Genomic DNA, 15,641 nt, shown 5'->3' with positions numbered 1-15,641 from the left:
CCTCCCCGCAGCAATACCTACCGCGTCACGTTACCCAATCTGTCTTCGGAACACCAAGCAGCGACAGGATCGATGTGAGATCGCCGCGATCCACGCGCCCGTTCGCGGCATCGCGCGCCTTTGGCTTGGCGCGGTAGGCGAAGCCGTAGGTCGCTGCCTCGATCATCGAAATGTCGTTCGCGCCGTCACCGGTGGCGAGGCTGTGCGCTGACGATCCGAGCTGCTCCAGCTCTTCTGCCAGCACGGATGCTTTCGTTGCAGAATCGGTTATCGGACCGGCCAGCTTCCCGGTCAGCTTGCCCGCGGCCACATCGAGCCGGTTGCCGACCACGCGGTCGAACCCAAGCTGCTTGCCGACCGCGTCAGCAAAATGATGAAATCCGCCAGTGACCAATACAGTGCGCGCACCATGCTTACGGAGTGTTTCGGTCAGCACCTTGGCGCCGGGACTGGCTTCGATCCGCTCATCCAAACAGCGGCTTATTGCTTCTTCCTCGAGCCCTTCGAGCAGTCCCACTCGCTCCCGCAGCGCGCTTTCGAAATCGAGTTCGCCTTGCATGGCGCGTTCGGTGATCTCGGCGATTTGCGATTTGATCCCGGCATAGTCCGCGAGCTCGTCGATGCATTCCTGTCCGATCATGGTCGAATCCATGTCGGAGACGAATAGCTGCGGAATGGCAATTTCGCCTCTGCTAACAAGCATATCGGCGGGCGAGAAATGTTTGTCGATTGCCGCCAATACGCGCGCAGGATTGGCTTCAGCGAAGCTCAATTGCAGCACGTCCGCGCCGAAATCGAGCATTGCGGCCGACCCGATGCGGATACCCTCTCCAGCCAGCGCCTCGCTCATCGTATCAAGACGTGTTTCCAAGGTCGCTGAGTCTGCTATCAGCCGGGCTATGAGCAAGGGGAAAACTCCAATCGAGAACAGAGTCGCGCTCATTGCAGGGCCGACCGCCAGCGGCAAGACCGCTGTTGCGGTTAAGCTTGCACAAGCGCTTGAATCCAAAAAACAGCGCGCGGTGATCATCAACGCCGACAGCGCGCAGGTCTACGCCGATCTGGCGGTGATATCCGCGCGCCCCACAGAGGCCGAGATGGGCGGGATCGAGCATCGGCTGTTCGGCGAATGGGACGGAGCGGAGGCATGCTCGGCGGCGGATTGGGCCAAACGCGCCAAAGCCGAAATAGAGGAGTTGCACGCCGAAGGGATCGTGCCAATCCTCGTCGGCGGCACCGGCATGTATATGAAAGTGCTGCTCGAAGGGATTGCTCCGATTCCCGAAATCGACCCAGAAATCCGGGCTGCTGTGCGCGCGCTACCGACAGAAGCTGCGCTGGACGCGCTGATGATCGAAGACCCTGAGCGCGCTATCGAGCTTGATCCGGGCGACAGCCAGCGGATCGCACGGGCGCTGGAAGTCAAACGCTCGACTGGAACGAAGCTCGCCGATTGGCAACTCGCCAAAGTGGGCGGGATCGACGGCGAGGTCGATTTGCACGCCTTTGTTCTGCAACCCGATCGCGAATGGTTGTATGAACGCTGCGACCGGCGGTTTGAAAAGATGCTGCACGACGGCGCGATTGCCGAGGTTGAGAATTTGCTGGCCCGCAAGCTTGACGCTGATTTGCCGGTGATGCGCGCCATCGGTGTGCCCGAAATCACCGCCTACCTCGCCAAAGAGCTTAAGCGCGAGGAGATGATCGAAGCCGGGACGCAGGCGACCCGCAACTATGCGAAGCGGCAATATACCTGGTTCCGCCGGCAACCTCCGGCCAGTTGGTCCAAGATCAACGAAACGCCCGAGTCCATAAATTCCGATTTGAAAACATATTTTGCATCATTATTGCGCAATTAACCGTTGACACGATAAATAGTGTCCAATAGCGAGCCATTCGAAGGCCCGGCCCAATCCCCGCAATTCTCGGGGTTTGTCGGGCCTCGTTTATTGGTAAAAGCGCAAATGACCTCGCCGTGGTGGCGTCGGTCCGCGGAATGAAGGAAGTCATCGTGTCGGCCAGTCCCCAACCCGGCAAGCCTAGCTCGGACAAGCGCTCAGGCGCGGCGATCCTGACCCAGTGCTTGGTCGATCAGGACGTTGAATTCGTGTTCGGCTATCCCGGCGGCGCGGTTCTGCCAATTTATGACGAACTCTTCGGCGATGAGCGCATTCGCCATATTCTCGTCCGCGCAGAAGCCGGTGCAGCGCATGCCGCCGAAGGCTACGCCCGCGCGACCGGCAAGCCCGGCGTTGTGCTCGTCACTTCCGGCCCTGGTGCAACCAATGCGGTCACTGGGATTGCCGACGCGTTCATGGACTCGATCCCAATGGTGGTCATCACCGGACAGGTTCCAACGGCGCTGATCGGAACAGATGCATTTCAGGAAGCCGACACAATCGGCATCACGCGCCACTGCACCAAGCACAATTACCTCGTGAATGACCCGGCGGACCTGCAGGCGACGATCGAAGAGGCGTTCCGCATCGCCACCACGGGCCGCCCCGGACCGGTTTTGATCGACATCCCGAAGGACGTTCAGATCGCTGTGCCGTCGATGAGCCGCGCGTCCAAACTCACCGCCTCGCATCGCTACGCGCCGCAAATGGCGGCCTCTGCCGAGCAGATTGTCGAAGCGGTCGAAATGATCGCGAATGCCGAACGCCCCATCTTCTACACCGGCGGCGGAGTGATCAATTCCGGTCCCGAAGCGAGCACCTTCCTCCGCAAATTTCAGGACCTGACCGGCGCGCCCCTGACCTCTACGCTGATGGGCCTTGGCTCGTTTCCCAGCACGCATCCCGATTGGCTCGGCATGCTCGGAATGCACGGCACCTACGAAGCGAATATGGCGATGAACCGAGCCGATGTGATGGTCTGCATCGGCGCCCGCTTCGATGACCGGGTTACCGGACGGCTTGACGCGTTTTCACCGGACAGCAAGAAGATCCACATCGATATCGACCGCTCTTCGATCAACAAGAACGTGCCCGTCGATCTCGGCATTGTCGGTGACTGCGCAACCGTACTCGGGCAGCTGATCGAGGCATGGGGGGATCGCCAAGCCCGCAATCTCGGCGAATGGAAAGCACGGATCGCCGGATGGCGTGCGCGTGAATGCCTGTCCTATCCAGAACGCTCCAAGAAAAATCCCGGCATGATCATGCCGCAGCACGCGATCGAGCGGTTGCATGCCCTCACCCACAAGCGTGAGCCGATCATCTCGACCGAAGTCGGCCAACACCAGATGTGGGCGGCGCAGTATTTCGGATTTGAGCAACCCAACAAATGGCTGACCTCGGGCGGCCTTGGAACGATGGGCTACGGCATGCCTGCCGCCATTGGCGCTCAGCTCGGGGATCCAGATGCGCTGGTGATCGACATTGCCGGCGAAGCTTCGATCCAGATGAACATTCAGGAACTTGGCACCGCGTCGCAATACCGCCTTCCGGTAAAGGTGTTCATCCTCAACAACGAATATATGGGCATGGTCCGCCAGTGGCAGGAACTGACCTATGAAAGCCGCTATTCGAACAGCTATTCCGACAGCCTGCCCGACTTCGTAAAGCTCGCCGAGGCGTATGGCTGGAAAGGCATTCGCATCCACGACGAAACCGAGCTTGAGGCCGGAATTGTTCAGATGCTGGATCACGATGGTCCGGTGATGGTCGATTGCCTCGTCGCGCAAGACGCCAATTGCCTGCCCATGATCCCAAGCGGCGCAGCGCACACCGAAATGCTGCTATATGGCGACCGGGTCGACGGCACGATGGATGACGAAGCGAAGGCGCTGGTTTAAGCGCCGATCGCGAAGGGACACTTACCAATGAAAATCAAAAGCGCCGAAGCCGAGCGCCACGTCCTCACCGTCACGGTCGACAACGAACCGGGCATCCTCGCCAAGATAACGGGCCTGTTCACGGCCCGAGGGTACAATATCGATTCACTGACAGTGGCCGATATCTCGGACGATCACGCGGTCAGCCGCATCACCGTGGTAACCAATGGCCCGCCCGAAGTGATCGACCAGATCGAGGCTCAACTGGAACGGCTTGTGCCGGTCCATGGCGTGACCGATCTCACCACCGCCGGACCGCATGTTGAGCGCGAACTGGCGCTGATCAAGGTTGCTGGGCTTGGCGAGACACGCGTCGAAGCCTTGCGTGTCGCAGAGATATTCCGCGCGAACGTGGTCGATACGACGACCAGCAGCTTTGTGTTCGAGCTGACGGGCACGCCTGAGAAGATCGACAGTTTCATCGCGCTGATGCGCGAACTTGGCCTGGTCGAAGTCGGCCGGTCCGGGGTTGTGGGAATGATTAGAGGCGCGGACAGCGCCTGAAAAAGGGAACGAAAATGAAAGTCTATTACGATGCCGACGCCGATCTCGGCCTGATCAAATCCAAGAAAATCGCCGTGCTTGGCTATGGCTCACAAGGCCACGCCCACGCTCAGAACCTGCGCGATAGCGGTGTCGGCGAAGTGGCGATTGCCCTGCGCGAAGGTTCCGCAAGCGCGAAGAAGGCCGAAGATGCGGGCTTTAAGGTACTGTCGAACACTGCGGCTGCGGAATGGGCCGACATCCTGATGATCCTTGCGCCCGACGAGCATCAGGCCGCAATCTGGGAAAACGATCTTGATGGGCACATGAAGCCGGGCAGCGCCCTCGCTTTCGCCCACGGGCTCAACGTTCATTTCGGACTGATCGAACCACCGGCCGAGATCGACGTCATCATGATCGCGCCCAAAGGTCCGGGCCACACCGTCCGCTCCGAGTATCAGCGCGGCGGCGGCGTCCCCTGCCTGATCGCCATCCATCAGGATGCCAGCGGCAGCGCGCACGATGTCGCTCTCGCCTATGCCAGCGGCGTCGGAGGCGGACGTTCGGGCATCATTGAAACCAATTTCAAGGAAGAGTGCGAGACCGATCTGTTCGGAGAGCAGGCTGTCCTGTGCGGCGGAATCACTCATCTCATCCAAGCCGGGTTCGAGACGCTGACCGAAGCCGGTTATGCGCCGGAAATGGCGTATTTTGAGTGCCTCCATGAAACCAAACTGATCGTCGATCTGCTGTATGAAGGCGGCATTGCCAATATGCGCTATTCGATCAGCAACACCGCCGAATATGGCGACATCAAAACCGGCCCGCGCATCATCACTGACGAGACCAAGGCTGAGATGAAGCGGGTCCTCGCAGACATCCAGTCAGGCCGGTTCGTAAAAGACTTCGTGCTCGACAACCGTGCCGGTCAGCCGGAGCTCAAGGCGTCCCGCAAAGCTGCCGAAGCGCATCCGATCGAGAAGACAGGTTCCGAACTACGCGCGATGATGCCGTGGATTGGAGCCAACAAGCTGGTCGACAAGTCGAAGAACTGAGGATCGCTTAACCAGATGCTGGCATAAGCATCGGCATGATCGATTACCGCTCCAACGGGTTCATCCTAATCGTGTGCGCAGTGCTATGGGTCGTCATAGTGCTGCGCTTCATGATCAATGCTGCCACGACCGAGCGAGAATACATTCCGCCTACCGCATCGCAACAGGCCATCACAAAATTCGTCAAATCGCAGTTGGATTCGTTGCAATCTCGGTCTTTCTCCGAGGGCATTGAGCTATGCGGATTCGTCTATGAAGACGAAGCTGGAAACCTCGAAACGACGGAAGTCTATGTCGGGGAGACTGCCAGTTGCAGCTACGAATATCGCTGGCCGCTCGATGTGCGCCCGGTTGCCGGGTATCACACCCATGGCAGTTACAATCCGGCCTACGACGACGAAGCACCATCAGTCGTCGATATGGAGCAGGACATCGAGTTTCGGATCGATGGATATGTCTCGACGCCCGGCGGTCGGTTGTGGCGGATTGATTGGCAAGAAGAACGCGCGATCGAAGTGTGCGGCGAAGGATGCCTGACACAGGATCCGAAGTATCGTCCCTGCCCGGCCGATCGGCCAGCGCCTCAATACACACTCGCAGCCCTCAAAACACGCATCACCGTCGACGCCGCAAGCTGCTGAGCGGATACAGAAGACAGGCCCGCTTGGCTTCAAATACAAGAAAGCCGCCCGCGGAAATTCAATCCACGAACGGCTTCTTCGAGCCCTCCATTGCGACCCTCGGGGCTCGGGCGACCTGCAACGACTAAGGGGACGTCACAGATCGACTTGAGCGAAAAAAGGTGTGACCGAAAACACCAGGAGGACAGTGCCTCCGGCCACACCTAAGCAGCGCGCCATCAGGCTTTCGGCGCGCAAGCTCCGGCTTCGCATGCGCTTGCGGCACATGCGCTGGCATCACAGGCAGCTGCGCAGGCTGATGCTGCACAGGCACTCGCTGCACAGGCGCTTGCCGCACAAGCGGAAGCTGCACATGCGCTGGCGGCGCAAGCGTTTGCAGCGCATGCCGCTGCGGCACATGCCTTGGCTTGCTTCTTCGCAGCCTTGCGAGCCTTACGCTCAGCACGCTTCTGCGCACGATCTTGAGCCGAGAAGTTGCTCGAGCTGCTGCTGGAAAAACCGCTTGGACCGCAAGGGGCGTCAGCGAGAGCAGGCGCTCCGGTGGAAGCGAGGGCGAGACCGCCTGCAACCATGAGCATTTTCGCGAGGCTACGTGATTTCATGTTGTTCTGAGTCATTGGGTAATCCTTTCAAGCATCTGTATTTAGGGGTATTGAGAGACATGCGTTTTGGTTTTGGGCGGCGCCCCGACGCAAGGGTAAGGGGTCAGGGGTAGAGCCGGGGCGCCTAACGGATCCGAAGTCAGTCGCCGAAGCGCTTGCCATCGGGAATTTTTGTCCAGGCCGAGTTGGCTTTTGCGATGAAGCCGGGAATGTCCTTCAGCCACATGCTTTGAACCTGCTTGTTGACGTTCAGGTACAGCTTGCCATCGACCAGTTTGTAGACAGTCGGGTCACCCGGTGCGAGCGAGCTGCGGCTCATGGCCCAGGCGCAGTGGCCGCCATATTGAGGGGCGTAGGCTGCCGGGTTTTCCTTGAACTTGTCGGCGTTCGCCTGGCTCGAGAAACGCCATTCGGCGTCCATGTATTTGACGGTGTAGCGGGCATCGCCCTTTACCGGGACGCCGCTACCTTGGAAGTAGCTGACAGTGTCATAGCCGCCCACGGCGATGTTGCCTTGGTTGACGCCTACGAAGATGCCGCCATCGGCTTGCGCCGGAGCAGTCATCGCGAGCGGCGCGGCAAGCGCGGCAGCTGCGATCATGAGATATTTGAGTTTCATTGCGAGGTTCTCCTGAGTAACTGTGTTCGTGCGGCGACCACTCGATTGGCTTTCAGGCAGGGGTTCATCAGGGGTTTGCCAGCAGGGGAACTGGCTTGGGATTTCCTGAGAGCCGCCAAGTGGCCGCGCACATCATGAGGTTCGCAGCGTTCGCCGGATTGGTGACAGTTGAGGTCAAAAAATTTCACATTTCTGTTTTGGCGCGCTTGAAACAGCGCGCTCTCGACAGGTTTTGCGCAATCGGCCACAGGCTGTGGCACGATGCGTCTCACCGATTGCCACAACATCGATGACTTCCGAATGCTGGCGAAAGCACGGCTGCCCTTCCCCGTGTTCGACTACATCGACGGAGCAGCGGACGACGAACTGACCAAGGCGCGCAACACTGCCGCATATGAAAACGTCGACCTCGTGCCGGACGTGCTCGCCGGCGTGGAAGAGATAGACACGAGTTGCACGATTTTGGGCCGCGAAAGTGCCTTGCCTTTGATCCTGTCGCCAACCGCCGTCCAACGCGCCTTTCACTGGCAGGGTGAAACGGCAGTGGCCAAAGCCGCCGAGAATTTCGGTCTGTGGTTCGGAATATCGAGCCTCGCGACCCGATCAATCGAAGAGATCGCAGCGCTCACCAGTGGTCCGAAGCTGTTCCAGCTCTATGTCCATAAGGACAAGGGCCTGAACACGCATATGATCGAGCGCTGCCAGCAATCGGGCTTCGATGCGCTGGCGTTGACGGTCGATACTATCGTGTCGGGCAAGCGCGAAAGATGCCTGCGTTCGGGTTTCACCACTCCACCCCGCTTCACCCCGGCAAGCATTTGGAGCTATGCGACCCGCCCGCGCTGGACGCTCGATTACCTCTTTCGCGAGAAGTTCACCCTGCCCAATCTCGATACGCATGTCAGCGAGGGCTCAAAAAAGGCGGTGAGCATTGCGGACTATTTCAACACGATGCTCGACACGTCGATGGATTGGTCCACCGCCGCTGCGATCCGGGAGCAGTGGGGCGGAACATTTGTGCTCAAAGGCGTGATGAGCGTCAATGATGCGCGCCGAGCGATCGAGATCGGTGCCGATGCGATCATGATTTCCAACCATGGCGGACGGCAATTGGATGGCTCACGCAGCCCGTTCGACCAGCTTCCCGAGATCGTCGACGCGGTTGGCGGCGAGATCGAAATCATCTGCGATGGCGGGGTACGCCGGGGTACGCATGCTCTGAAAGCGCTCTGCACGGGTGCGACAGCGGCTTCGGGAGGCCGTCTCTATCTCTATGCGCTTGCTGCCGCCGGACAGGAAGGCGTCGAACGCGCGCTCGGCATTCTCAAGGACGAGATTGAGCGCGGAATGCGGTTGATGGGAGTAACCAGTGTTGACCAGCTTACGTCGGATCGACTGCGTTGGCGGTGAGGTATGTACGGCTTGAAAGCAGCCGCAAGGGCGGAGCCGTAGCCGAAGACGCAGGCGTGCAAAGCACACCTGCAAGGCCGCCCACAGCGAGTCGTAGACGGCCAAAGGCCACCCGGCCTCTAGGTCGCGTGAGCGAGGAAATCGCGCAACCAGATGGATGTGCGAAATACAAATTGTCATAATGCTGCAACGCGCATGTCGCCTTAGCACCTGTAGGAAGACCAACGCAGGGGGCGAACCATGACCAAGCTAAAAGCGACTTGTGCTGCGGCTGCGCTGCTCGTGCTGACTGCATGCGGAAACACTGCCGAGCAGCCTTCCAGCAACACAGCCGAAGACTTTGCTGCGCGTATCAATGGCGGTCAGCAATCGGCGCAAGGCACGGTCGAGCCCACAATCGTCCAACCAAAGCAAGGTGCCGCTCCCGGCCCTTATACACCCGGCACTCAGACCGATCCCAACGTTACCTGCGGCGCGAATGTGATGGGGCCATACATCGGTCAGGTTGCCGATGAGGCAACTCGGAGCGAGATCATGGGCGTTATCGCAGGCACGAACGAAGTGCGCTTCATCTCGCCAGGCGGCGACTTCATTCGGCCTGATCCGACGCATCCGAGACTCAACTTGATGCTGGATGCCACCGGCGTGATCCGCGACGCACGCTGCGGGTAAACGGCCCGCAGGGCAGCAAGGGCGGAGCCGAAGTCCAAAACGCAGGCGTGCAAAACACACCTGCAAGGCCGCCAGCAGCAACGTGAGCCTTCGGTCGCTTGAGCGTGGAAGCCGCACCCCGGATAGGGTGCGGACTACAAATGATAGAAAACCCCCGCCGCTGGCCCTCTTTCGGGGTTCGCGACGGGGGCTTTTTAAGCCTGATCGTTTCTAGGACTTAGTCCTGAAAGTGCTCATCCGGCGAGTGGGTCGGGTAGTTCACGTCACCCGAAGCGATGTATCCGGGGATGTCGACGACCCATTCCTTCTTCACGTCTTCGCTGAAGTTCAGGTACAGCTTGCCGTCGACAATCTCGTACACTTCGGGATCGCCCGGTGCCAAGGCGTCTTTGGCGCCGATCGCCCAGGCGCAATAGCCGCCGTAGGCCGGAGCATATTTGCCAGGCTCTTCGATGAATGCCTTAGCGTTGTCTTCGTTGGCAAACCGATAATCGAAGCCTTCATAGCGGACTGTGAAATCCTCTGCGCCTTCGACAGGAACGCCGTCGCCCGTGAAGTAGCTGACCACGTCAAACCCGCGAACGGCCAGAGTGTCGCCTTTCGACTGGGTGTATACCGGGCCGGCATTCTCACCGCCAAGATCGGCATAGAGACCGGTTTCAGCAGGCGCTTCAGTTGACGCCATGGCGTCGCCTTCGGGGGCGGTTTCGGCGGGGGCGCTGCACGCAGCGACGGTAGCGAGTAGGGCAATTGCAAATAGTGACTTCTTCATAATTTCCTCCTGGAAAAACATTGTTGCGGGGCAACGATGGCCGGTTCGCTGGAAAGCGGCTGCTAGTTACACAATTTTTTATAAATCTGCGAAATTGTTCAGATCGAACATGATTTCACCTCCTTGCCAACACGTCCAAATTGGGCAATGTCTTTCGCAATGATTGAGAACGCTGCACTCCTGCTACGACTTACTCGCCCTTGGGCGTGAACGGCGGCGTGCGAGTGGACGCGGCCTAACTCCCAAGGGATCAGCCGCCAAACTACCATCACACAATTCGCAACGAGCTTTCTCTCATGTCCATGCTCTCAGAGCCTTCTCGCAAATACCGCGCCTTTCCTCAGATCAACTTGCCTGATCGCCAATGGCCGTCGAAAACCATCACGGCTCCGCCGCGCTGGCTTTCTACCGACCTGCGCGATGGCAACCAGTCGATCATCGATCCGATGGACGGAGTGAAAAAGCGACGCTTTTTCGACCTGCTGGTCGAAGTAGGCGTGAAGGAAATCGAGGTCGGCTTCCCAAGTGCTGGCGCGACCGAATTCGACTTCATCTCAGGCTTGGTCAAATCGGGCGCGATCCCCGATGACGTGACCGTGCAGGTGCTCACTCAGTCGCGCGAGGACCTGATCCGGACCTCCTTCGAAAGCCTTGAAGGTGCGCGCACGGCAATCGTCCATCTCTACAACGCAGTCTCGCCCGCATGGCGCGACATCGTGTTCCGCATGTCGAAAGACGAAGTGCGCGAAATTGCGATGGCCGGTGCAAAGGTGATGCGCGACGAAGCTGCCCAGCGTCCCGATACCGATTGGCACTTCCAATATTCGCCCGAGACGTTCTCGACCGCAGAGATCGATTTCAGCATCGAAGTGTGCGCGGCGGTGATGGAGGTGCTGGCGCCGACCCCTGAGAAACCAATCATTCTCAACCTGCCCGCCACGGTCGAGGCAGCAACACCCAATATCTACGCGGATCAGATCGAGTATTTCTGCCGCAATCTGCCGAACCGAGATGCAGCGGTCATCTCGCTTCACACACACAATGATCGCGGCACCGGCGTTGCAGCGGCGGAGCTGGGCATTATGGCGGGGGCAGACCGCGTAGAAGGGTGTCTGTTCGGGAACGGCGAGCGCACCGGCAATTGCTGCCTCGTGACAATGGCGCTCAACATGTACACGCAAGGCGTCGATCCCGGTCTCGACTTTTCAGACATCGATCGCGTGATCGAGACGGTAGAATACTGCAACGATCTGCCCGTGCATCAACGCCATCCCTATGGAGGTGAGCTGGTCTTCACCGCCTTCTCTGGCTCGCATCAGGACGCGATCAAGAAGGGTTTCGAAGCGCGCTCCACGCAGAACAACGAGGATTGGCGGGTGCCCTATCTGCCGATCGACCCGGCGGATCTGGGCCGCGATTACGAAGCTGTCATCCGCGTCAATTCGCAGAGCGGCAAAGGCGGATTCGCGTGGGTGCTAGAACAAGATCAGGGCCTCAAACTGCCCAAGAAGATGCAGGCCGATTTCTCCAAGTCTGTCCAGCGCCTTGCCGACGAGTTGGGCCGGGAACTCAACGCTGCTGACATCTGGGACGAGTTCAAGCGCTCGTATCATGTGCAAACACCGGACAAACATTTCCAACTGGTCGATTACGAGGAAAGTCGCGGCAGCGATGGCACGCGTATCTTCGTGGGAAAGATCGCAGTCGATGGCGGCCAACAGAGCGTGTCGGGACGCGGCAACGGGCTTATCTCAAGCGTCGTTTCCACGCTTGAAGACGCCTTCGATATCGACCTCAAAGTCCGCGACTACACCGAACACGCGCTCGGTTCAGGCCGCGATGCGCGCGCCGCCGCCTATCTTGAATGCGAGAGCGGCGGACGCGTAATCTGGGGCTGCGGGATCGATGAAGACGTCGCGACAGCCAGTGTCCGGGCAGTGCTGAGCGCGGCTAACAGTGCGGTGGCGGGGTGAACGAGACAGGGCCTGCGCGAATATTGCCGGAAGACGCTTTATCAGTGCTGCAGTTCTGGTTTCTTGAGTTGATGCCAGAAAATTGGTTCTCCTCGTCGCAGGAGCTTGATCAACAGATTGCAAGGCGTTTTGGGCACCTGCTTGTTCAGGCTGGCTCCGGTGAAATCGACCATTGGGCGGAAACACCACGAGGGCGGCTCGCTCTGGTGATCGTGCTCGATCAATTCTCCCGCAACATTCACCGGGATACGGGAGCTGCATTCGAGCAGGATCGGAAGGCGCAGGAACTGTCTTTAGATGCCATCGAAAACGGTGAGGACGAACGGCTCAGTATCGACGAGCGCCAGTTTCTCTACATGCCCCTGATGCATGCAGAGGACCGACATCTGCAGGCAATCTGTGTCAAGAAATTCGAAGCGCTGGTTGATCGTGCAGTCCACGTCGCCGGTTTTGCGCGCAAACATCGCGATATCGTGGAGCGCTACGGACGGTTTCCCTACCGCAATCCGATGCTCGGGCGCGAGTCCACTCCGGATGAACGAGCTTTCATTGATCATCAGGGCAACCCGTTTTCCTGATCGCTTGCGCGCCAGAACTTGATGCACCGCAAAGACGGGCGCACAGTGATCGCGCATACTGACGCATCCTTTGGAGAGGGGAGAACCGTCTATGAGCGCGATTGAACGATCGCCCGAAGTTGCGGCACCGCGTCCGCAGATCGCCGACGGTCTGACGATGACCGATCTTCGCGGTGCGCTGGCTGACGGGTGGGCCGACTTCCGCAGCATTCCGCAATATGGGTTGTTCTTCGGCGGGATCTATGTCGCGACAGGCCTAATCCTTGGGTATCTCGCGCTTGTGGGCGGCTATACCAGCCTGCTGATCCCGGCGACCGCAGGCTTCCCCTTGATCGCACCCTTCGTGGCTGTGGGTCTGTACGAAGCCAGCCGACGCCGAGAGGCTGGGGAGCCGCTTGGCTGGGGCAATGTCCTCGGCGCACTCAAGGGACACGGTGACGATCAGATTTTGAGCATGGGCGTGATTGTCTTCGTCGCCTTTTCATTCTGGATGATCGTCGCACACGCAATCTTCGCCATCTTCATGGCCGAATCCGGGCTTGGCGGGGAATCGATTGCAATGTTCCAGACCAATGCAGGCATCATGATGCTGGTTGTTGGCAGTGCAGTGGGCGCTGTGATGGCATTCGCGTTCTATTCGATGACCGTGATCAGCCTGCCGATGCTGGTCGACCGCAAGGTCAGCTTTCCAACTGCGATCATCGCCAGCTTTGCGGTTATCCGGGCCAACACTGCCGTGATGCTGATCTGGGCGCTGGTGATTGCCGCGCTGCTGTTCATTGCCATGATCCCAGCGTTTCTTGGATTGCTGGTGGCGCTGCCGGTCCTTGGCCATTCGACCTGGCACCTCTATCGCCGCGCAGTTGCTTAGACGCATTGCCCCTCAGAAAGCGAGTTTATGACCGAAGCGATCCTTGAACCTGAGCTACCGATTATCGACCCGCATCATCATCTGTGGGACCTGAGACCCATGCTGCCGATGTTCCCGGAGCCGCGGCATCGCTTCATCGAAACGCTGGTCGATGCAGCCTATTACGGCTTCGACCATCTCCATGCCGACGTTACAAGCGGACATAACATTGTCGCGACCGTCTTTATGGAGTGCGGTGCATTCTACAACGGTGCCTATGGCGACGCGAAAAAGCCGGTTGGTGAAGTCGAATATGTGAACGGCGTCGCGGCGCAATCGGCCAGCGGGCTCTATGGTGATCTGCGCGCCTGCGCCGGGATCGTGGGCCATGCTGATTTGCTGCAAGGCTCAGCGGCGGGAGACGTGCTCGATGCCTTGCTCGCAGCCGCGCCCAATCGTTTCAAAGGCATTCGCCATCAAGGCGCCTGGGATGCCGACCCCGAGGTGCTCGGCCCTCCCTTCCACGCACCGCCTGAGCTTTATCTAGACGCGATGTTCCGCGAAGGCTTTGCCGAAATCGGCAAGCGCGGGCTGAGCTTCGATGCTTGGATTCTGGAGCCGCAAATCCCGGACGTGATCGATCTCGCGCGCGTCTTCCCCGACACACCGATCTGCCTGGATCATTGCGGCACCCCGCTCGGCATGGCGAGCTACACGGGCAAGCTGCATGAGCGTTTCGACACGTGGCGGCATAACATCAAAGAGCTTGCGCAGTGCGAGAATGTGGTCGTGAAACTCGGCGGGCTCGCGATGCACAATTGCGCCATGCCGGAAGAAGGCCCGGCGGCAGGCGCAAGTTCCGAACATCTGGCTGCCCTATGGCGACCCTACATCGAAACCTGCATCGAAGCGTTCGGACCAAATCGCGCTATGTTCGAAAGCAATTACCCGGTCGATCGCTGGGGTGCGACCTATCCGGTGCTGTGGAATACCTTCAAACGGCTGACCCAGGGCGCCAGTCCCGATGAGAAGGCCGCGCTTTATTCCGGGAACGCAGCGCGGTTCTATCGCATTGAAGAGGTGCTTGCGTAGTTGCATTCTGCAACCTAACCCGCGCGCTTACCCAATTCAGGAGACCTTGATGCCGCTTCCCGCCCCGTTCGATCGCCTTCGTTTGCCACTGATCGGATCGCCGCTTTTCATCGTTTCCGGCCCCGAATTGGTGATCGCACAGTGCAAGGCCGGAATTATCGGCAGCTTCCCGGCATTGAACGCGCGGCCGCAGACTCTGCTTGACGAATGGCTGCACCAGATCACGGAGGAACTCGCCAAGCACAATCGCGAGAACCCCGATCGCCCGGCGGCTCCGTTTGCCGTCAACCAGATCGTCCACAAGTCGAACGACCGCGTGATGGCGGATATGGCTACTTGCGAGAAGTGGCAGGTGCCGATGATCATTACATCGCTCGGCGCGCGTGAAGAGATTTTCCAGGCCGTAACCAACTGGGGCGGGATCACGATGCATGACGTGATCAACAACCGCTTCGCGCAAAAGGCTATTTCCAAAGGCGCCGACGGTCTCATTCCGGTCGCAGCTGGCGCTGGCGGCCATGCCGGATCGCTCTCGCCCTTCGCCCTGATGCAGGAAATCCGCGAATGGTTTGATGGTCTTGTCGCGCTGTCCGGTTCGATCGCTCATGGGTCATCGATCCTTGCCGCACAGGGCATGCGCGCCGACTTCGGTTATTCCGGCAGCGCCTTCATCGCCACCGAAGAAGCCAACGCAGACCAGAGCTATAAGCAAGGTATTGTTGATGGCTCAGCGGAAGGCATCGTTTACACCAACTTGTTCACCGGCGTGCACGGCAACTACCTGCGCAGCTCCATCGAAAACGCAGGGCTGGATCCAGACAACCTTCCCGAAAGCGACCCTTCCAAGATGAATTTCGGAAGCGGCGGCAACACCAAAGCCAAAGCCTGGAAGGATATCTGGGGTTCTGGCCAGGGCGTGGGCGCAATCAAATCCGTCGGCACTGTCGAAGACCTCGTCGCTCGCATGGAACAGGAATATCACGAGGCAAAAGCCCTGCTGTTGGCGAATTCAAACTATACATCATGGTCGGCGCTGGCCGAAGCTGCGGAGTAACC

At 59.2% G+C, this 15,641-nt stretch carries 15 protein-coding genes; 12 read left to right on the top strand and 3 right to left on the bottom strand.

Features of this window, described 5'->3' with window-relative positions:
* Nucleotides 1-25: 25 nt before the first annotated feature.
* Nucleotides 26-850: a phosphoserine phosphatase SerB gene (gene serB / locus Q0837_RS05465; protein ID WP_298469796.1), complete on the bottom strand. Its 825-nt coding sequence runs from the start codon at nt 848-850 to the stop codon at nt 26-28.
* 49 nt (nt 851-899) lie between these two features.
* Between serB and miaA the strand changes: the two genes are divergently transcribed.
* The 5 genes from miaA to Q0837_RS05440 all read left to right on the top strand — a co-directional run bounded on the left by miaA (nt 900) and on the right by Q0837_RS05440 (nt 6,017).
* Nucleotides 900-1,859 carry a tRNA (adenosine(37)-N6)-dimethylallyltransferase MiaA gene (gene miaA / locus Q0837_RS05460; protein WP_298466219.1) on the top strand — a complete coding sequence of 320 codons (960 nt, stop codon included), beginning with the start codon at nt 900-902 and terminating at the stop codon, nt 1,857-1,859.
* Nucleotides 1,860-2,011: 152 nt separating this feature from the next.
* Nucleotides 2,012-3,799 carry a biosynthetic-type acetolactate synthase large subunit gene (gene ilvB, locus Q0837_RS05455; RefSeq protein ID WP_298466217.1) on the top strand — a complete coding sequence of 596 codons (1,788 nt, stop codon included), beginning with the start codon at nt 2,012-2,014 and terminating at the stop codon, nt 3,797-3,799.
* A 27-nt stretch (nt 3,800-3,826) separates the two neighbouring features.
* The gene (ilvN, locus tag Q0837_RS05450) at nt 3,827-4,342 is read left to right on the top strand and encodes an acetolactate synthase small subunit (protein WP_298466215.1); all 516 of its coding nucleotides are present in this window, start codon (nt 3,827-3,829) and stop codon (nt 4,340-4,342) included.
* 14 nt (nt 4,343-4,356) lie between these two features.
* On the top strand, nt 4,357-5,376 hold the full coding sequence (gene ilvC, locus Q0837_RS05445) for a ketol-acid reductoisomerase (RefSeq protein ID WP_298466213.1): 1,020 nt from the start codon (nt 4,357-4,359) through the stop codon (nt 5,374-5,376).
* 35 nt (nt 5,377-5,411) lie between these two features.
* Nucleotides 5,412-6,017 carry a DUF4329 domain-containing protein gene (locus Q0837_RS05440; RefSeq protein ID WP_298466211.1) on the top strand — a complete coding sequence of 202 codons (606 nt, stop codon included), beginning with the start codon at nt 5,412-5,414 and terminating at the stop codon, nt 6,015-6,017.
* Between the two features lie 741 nt (nt 6,018-6,758).
* Here Q0837_RS05440 and Q0837_RS05435 read toward each other — a convergent pair.
* Nucleotides 6,759-7,238: a YHS domain-containing (seleno)protein gene (locus tag Q0837_RS05435; RefSeq protein WP_298466209.1), complete on the bottom strand. Its 480-nt coding sequence runs from the start codon at nt 7,236-7,238 to the stop codon at nt 6,759-6,761.
* Between the two features lie 261 nt (nt 7,239-7,499).
* On the opposite strand from Q0837_RS05435, the gene Q0837_RS05430 reads away from it, so the two are divergent.
* Together Q0837_RS05430 and Q0837_RS05425 are read left to right on the top strand one after the other, a co-directional pair.
* A complete protein-coding gene (locus Q0837_RS05430; RefSeq protein ID WP_298466207.1) occupies nt 7,500-8,648 on the top strand; it encodes an alpha-hydroxy acid oxidase in 1,149 nt (382 codons plus the stop codon).
* Nucleotides 8,649-8,888: 240 nt separating this feature from the next.
* Nucleotides 8,889-9,320, top strand: a complete 432-nt coding sequence (locus Q0837_RS05425) for a hypothetical protein (RefSeq protein ID WP_298466205.1) — start codon at nt 8,889-8,891, stop codon at nt 9,318-9,320.
* A 217-nt stretch (nt 9,321-9,537) separates the two neighbouring features.
* Here Q0837_RS05425 and Q0837_RS05420 read toward each other — a convergent pair whose 3' ends face one another.
* Nucleotides 9,538-10,092, bottom strand: coding sequence for a YHS domain-containing (seleno)protein (locus Q0837_RS05420; RefSeq protein WP_298466203.1), 555 nt, complete (start codon nt 10,090-10,092; stop codon nt 9,538-9,540).
* A gap of 296 nt (nt 10,093-10,388) precedes the next feature.
* Between Q0837_RS05420 and leuA the strand changes: the two genes are divergently transcribed.
* The 5 genes from leuA (at nt 10,389) to Q0837_RS05395 (ending at nt 15,639) form a co-directional block, all read left to right on the top strand.
* A complete protein-coding gene (gene leuA / locus Q0837_RS05415) occupies nt 10,389-12,065 on the top strand; it encodes a 2-isopropylmalate synthase (protein WP_298466201.1) in 1,677 nt (558 codons plus the stop codon).
* 23 nt (nt 12,066-12,088) lie between these two features.
* Nucleotides 12,089-12,643, top strand: coding sequence for a DUF924 family protein (locus tag Q0837_RS05410; protein WP_298466199.1), 555 nt, complete (start codon nt 12,089-12,091; stop codon nt 12,641-12,643).
* A 91-nt stretch (nt 12,644-12,734) separates the two neighbouring features.
* Entirely contained in the window at nt 12,735-13,514 is a 780-nt protein-coding gene (locus tag Q0837_RS05405) for a DUF2189 domain-containing protein (RefSeq protein WP_298466197.1), read from the top strand.
* A gap of 27 nt (nt 13,515-13,541) precedes the next feature.
* Entirely contained in the window at nt 13,542-14,585 is a 1,044-nt protein-coding gene (locus Q0837_RS05400) for an amidohydrolase (RefSeq protein ID WP_298466195.1), read from the top strand.
* A gap of 49 nt (nt 14,586-14,634) precedes the next feature.
* A complete protein-coding gene (locus Q0837_RS05395; protein WP_298466193.1) occupies nt 14,635-15,639 on the top strand; it encodes a nitronate monooxygenase family protein in 1,005 nt (334 codons plus the stop codon).
* Nucleotides 15,640-15,641: the final 2 nt, after the last annotated feature.

It is taken from the genome of uncultured Erythrobacter sp., assembly GCF_947499705.1.
Classification (GTDB): Bacteria; Pseudomonadota; Alphaproteobacteria; order Sphingomonadales; family Sphingomonadaceae; genus Erythrobacter.
Note: the sequence above shows the minus strand (reverse complement) of the source record. Positions and strands in the feature narration are given on the sequence as shown.

Coding starts and splice junctions, on each gene's coding strand:
- serB (WP_298469796.1), bottom strand. CDS start 850: ATGAGCGAGGCGCTGGCTGGAGAGGGTATCCGCATCGGGTCGGCCGCA.
- miaA (WP_298466219.1), top strand. CDS start 900: ATGAGCAAGGGGAAAACTCCAATCGAGAACAGAGTCGCGCTCATTGCA.
- ilvN (WP_298466215.1), top strand. CDS start 3,827: ATGAAAATCAAAAGCGCCGAAGCCGAGCGCCACGTCCTCACCGTCACG.
- ilvC (WP_298466213.1), top strand. CDS start 4,357: ATGAAAGTCTATTACGATGCCGACGCCGATCTCGGCCTGATCAAATCC.
- Q0837_RS05440 (WP_298466211.1), top strand. CDS start 5,412: ATGATCGATTACCGCTCCAACGGGTTCATCCTAATCGTGTGCGCAGTG.
- Q0837_RS05435 (WP_298466209.1), bottom strand. CDS start 7,238: ATGAAACTCAAATATCTCATGATCGCAGCTGCCGCGCTTGCCGCGCCG.
- Q0837_RS05430 (WP_298466207.1), top strand. CDS start 7,500: ATGCGTCTCACCGATTGCCACAACATCGATGACTTCCGAATGCTGGCG.
- Q0837_RS05425 (WP_298466205.1), top strand. CDS start 8,889: ATGACCAAGCTAAAAGCGACTTGTGCTGCGGCTGCGCTGCTCGTGCTG.
- Q0837_RS05420 (WP_298466203.1), bottom strand. CDS start 10,092: ATGAAGAAGTCACTATTTGCAATTGCCCTACTCGCTACCGTCGCTGCG.
- leuA (WP_298466201.1), top strand. CDS start 10,389: ATGTCCATGCTCTCAGAGCCTTCTCGCAAATACCGCGCCTTTCCTCAG.
- Q0837_RS05405 (WP_298466197.1), top strand. CDS start 12,735: ATGAGCGCGATTGAACGATCGCCCGAAGTTGCGGCACCGCGTCCGCAG.
- Q0837_RS05400 (WP_298466195.1), top strand. CDS start 13,542: ATGACCGAAGCGATCCTTGAACCTGAGCTACCGATTATCGACCCGCAT.
- Q0837_RS05395 (WP_298466193.1), top strand. CDS start 14,635: ATGCCGCTTCCCGCCCCGTTCGATCGCCTTCGTTTGCCACTGATCGGA.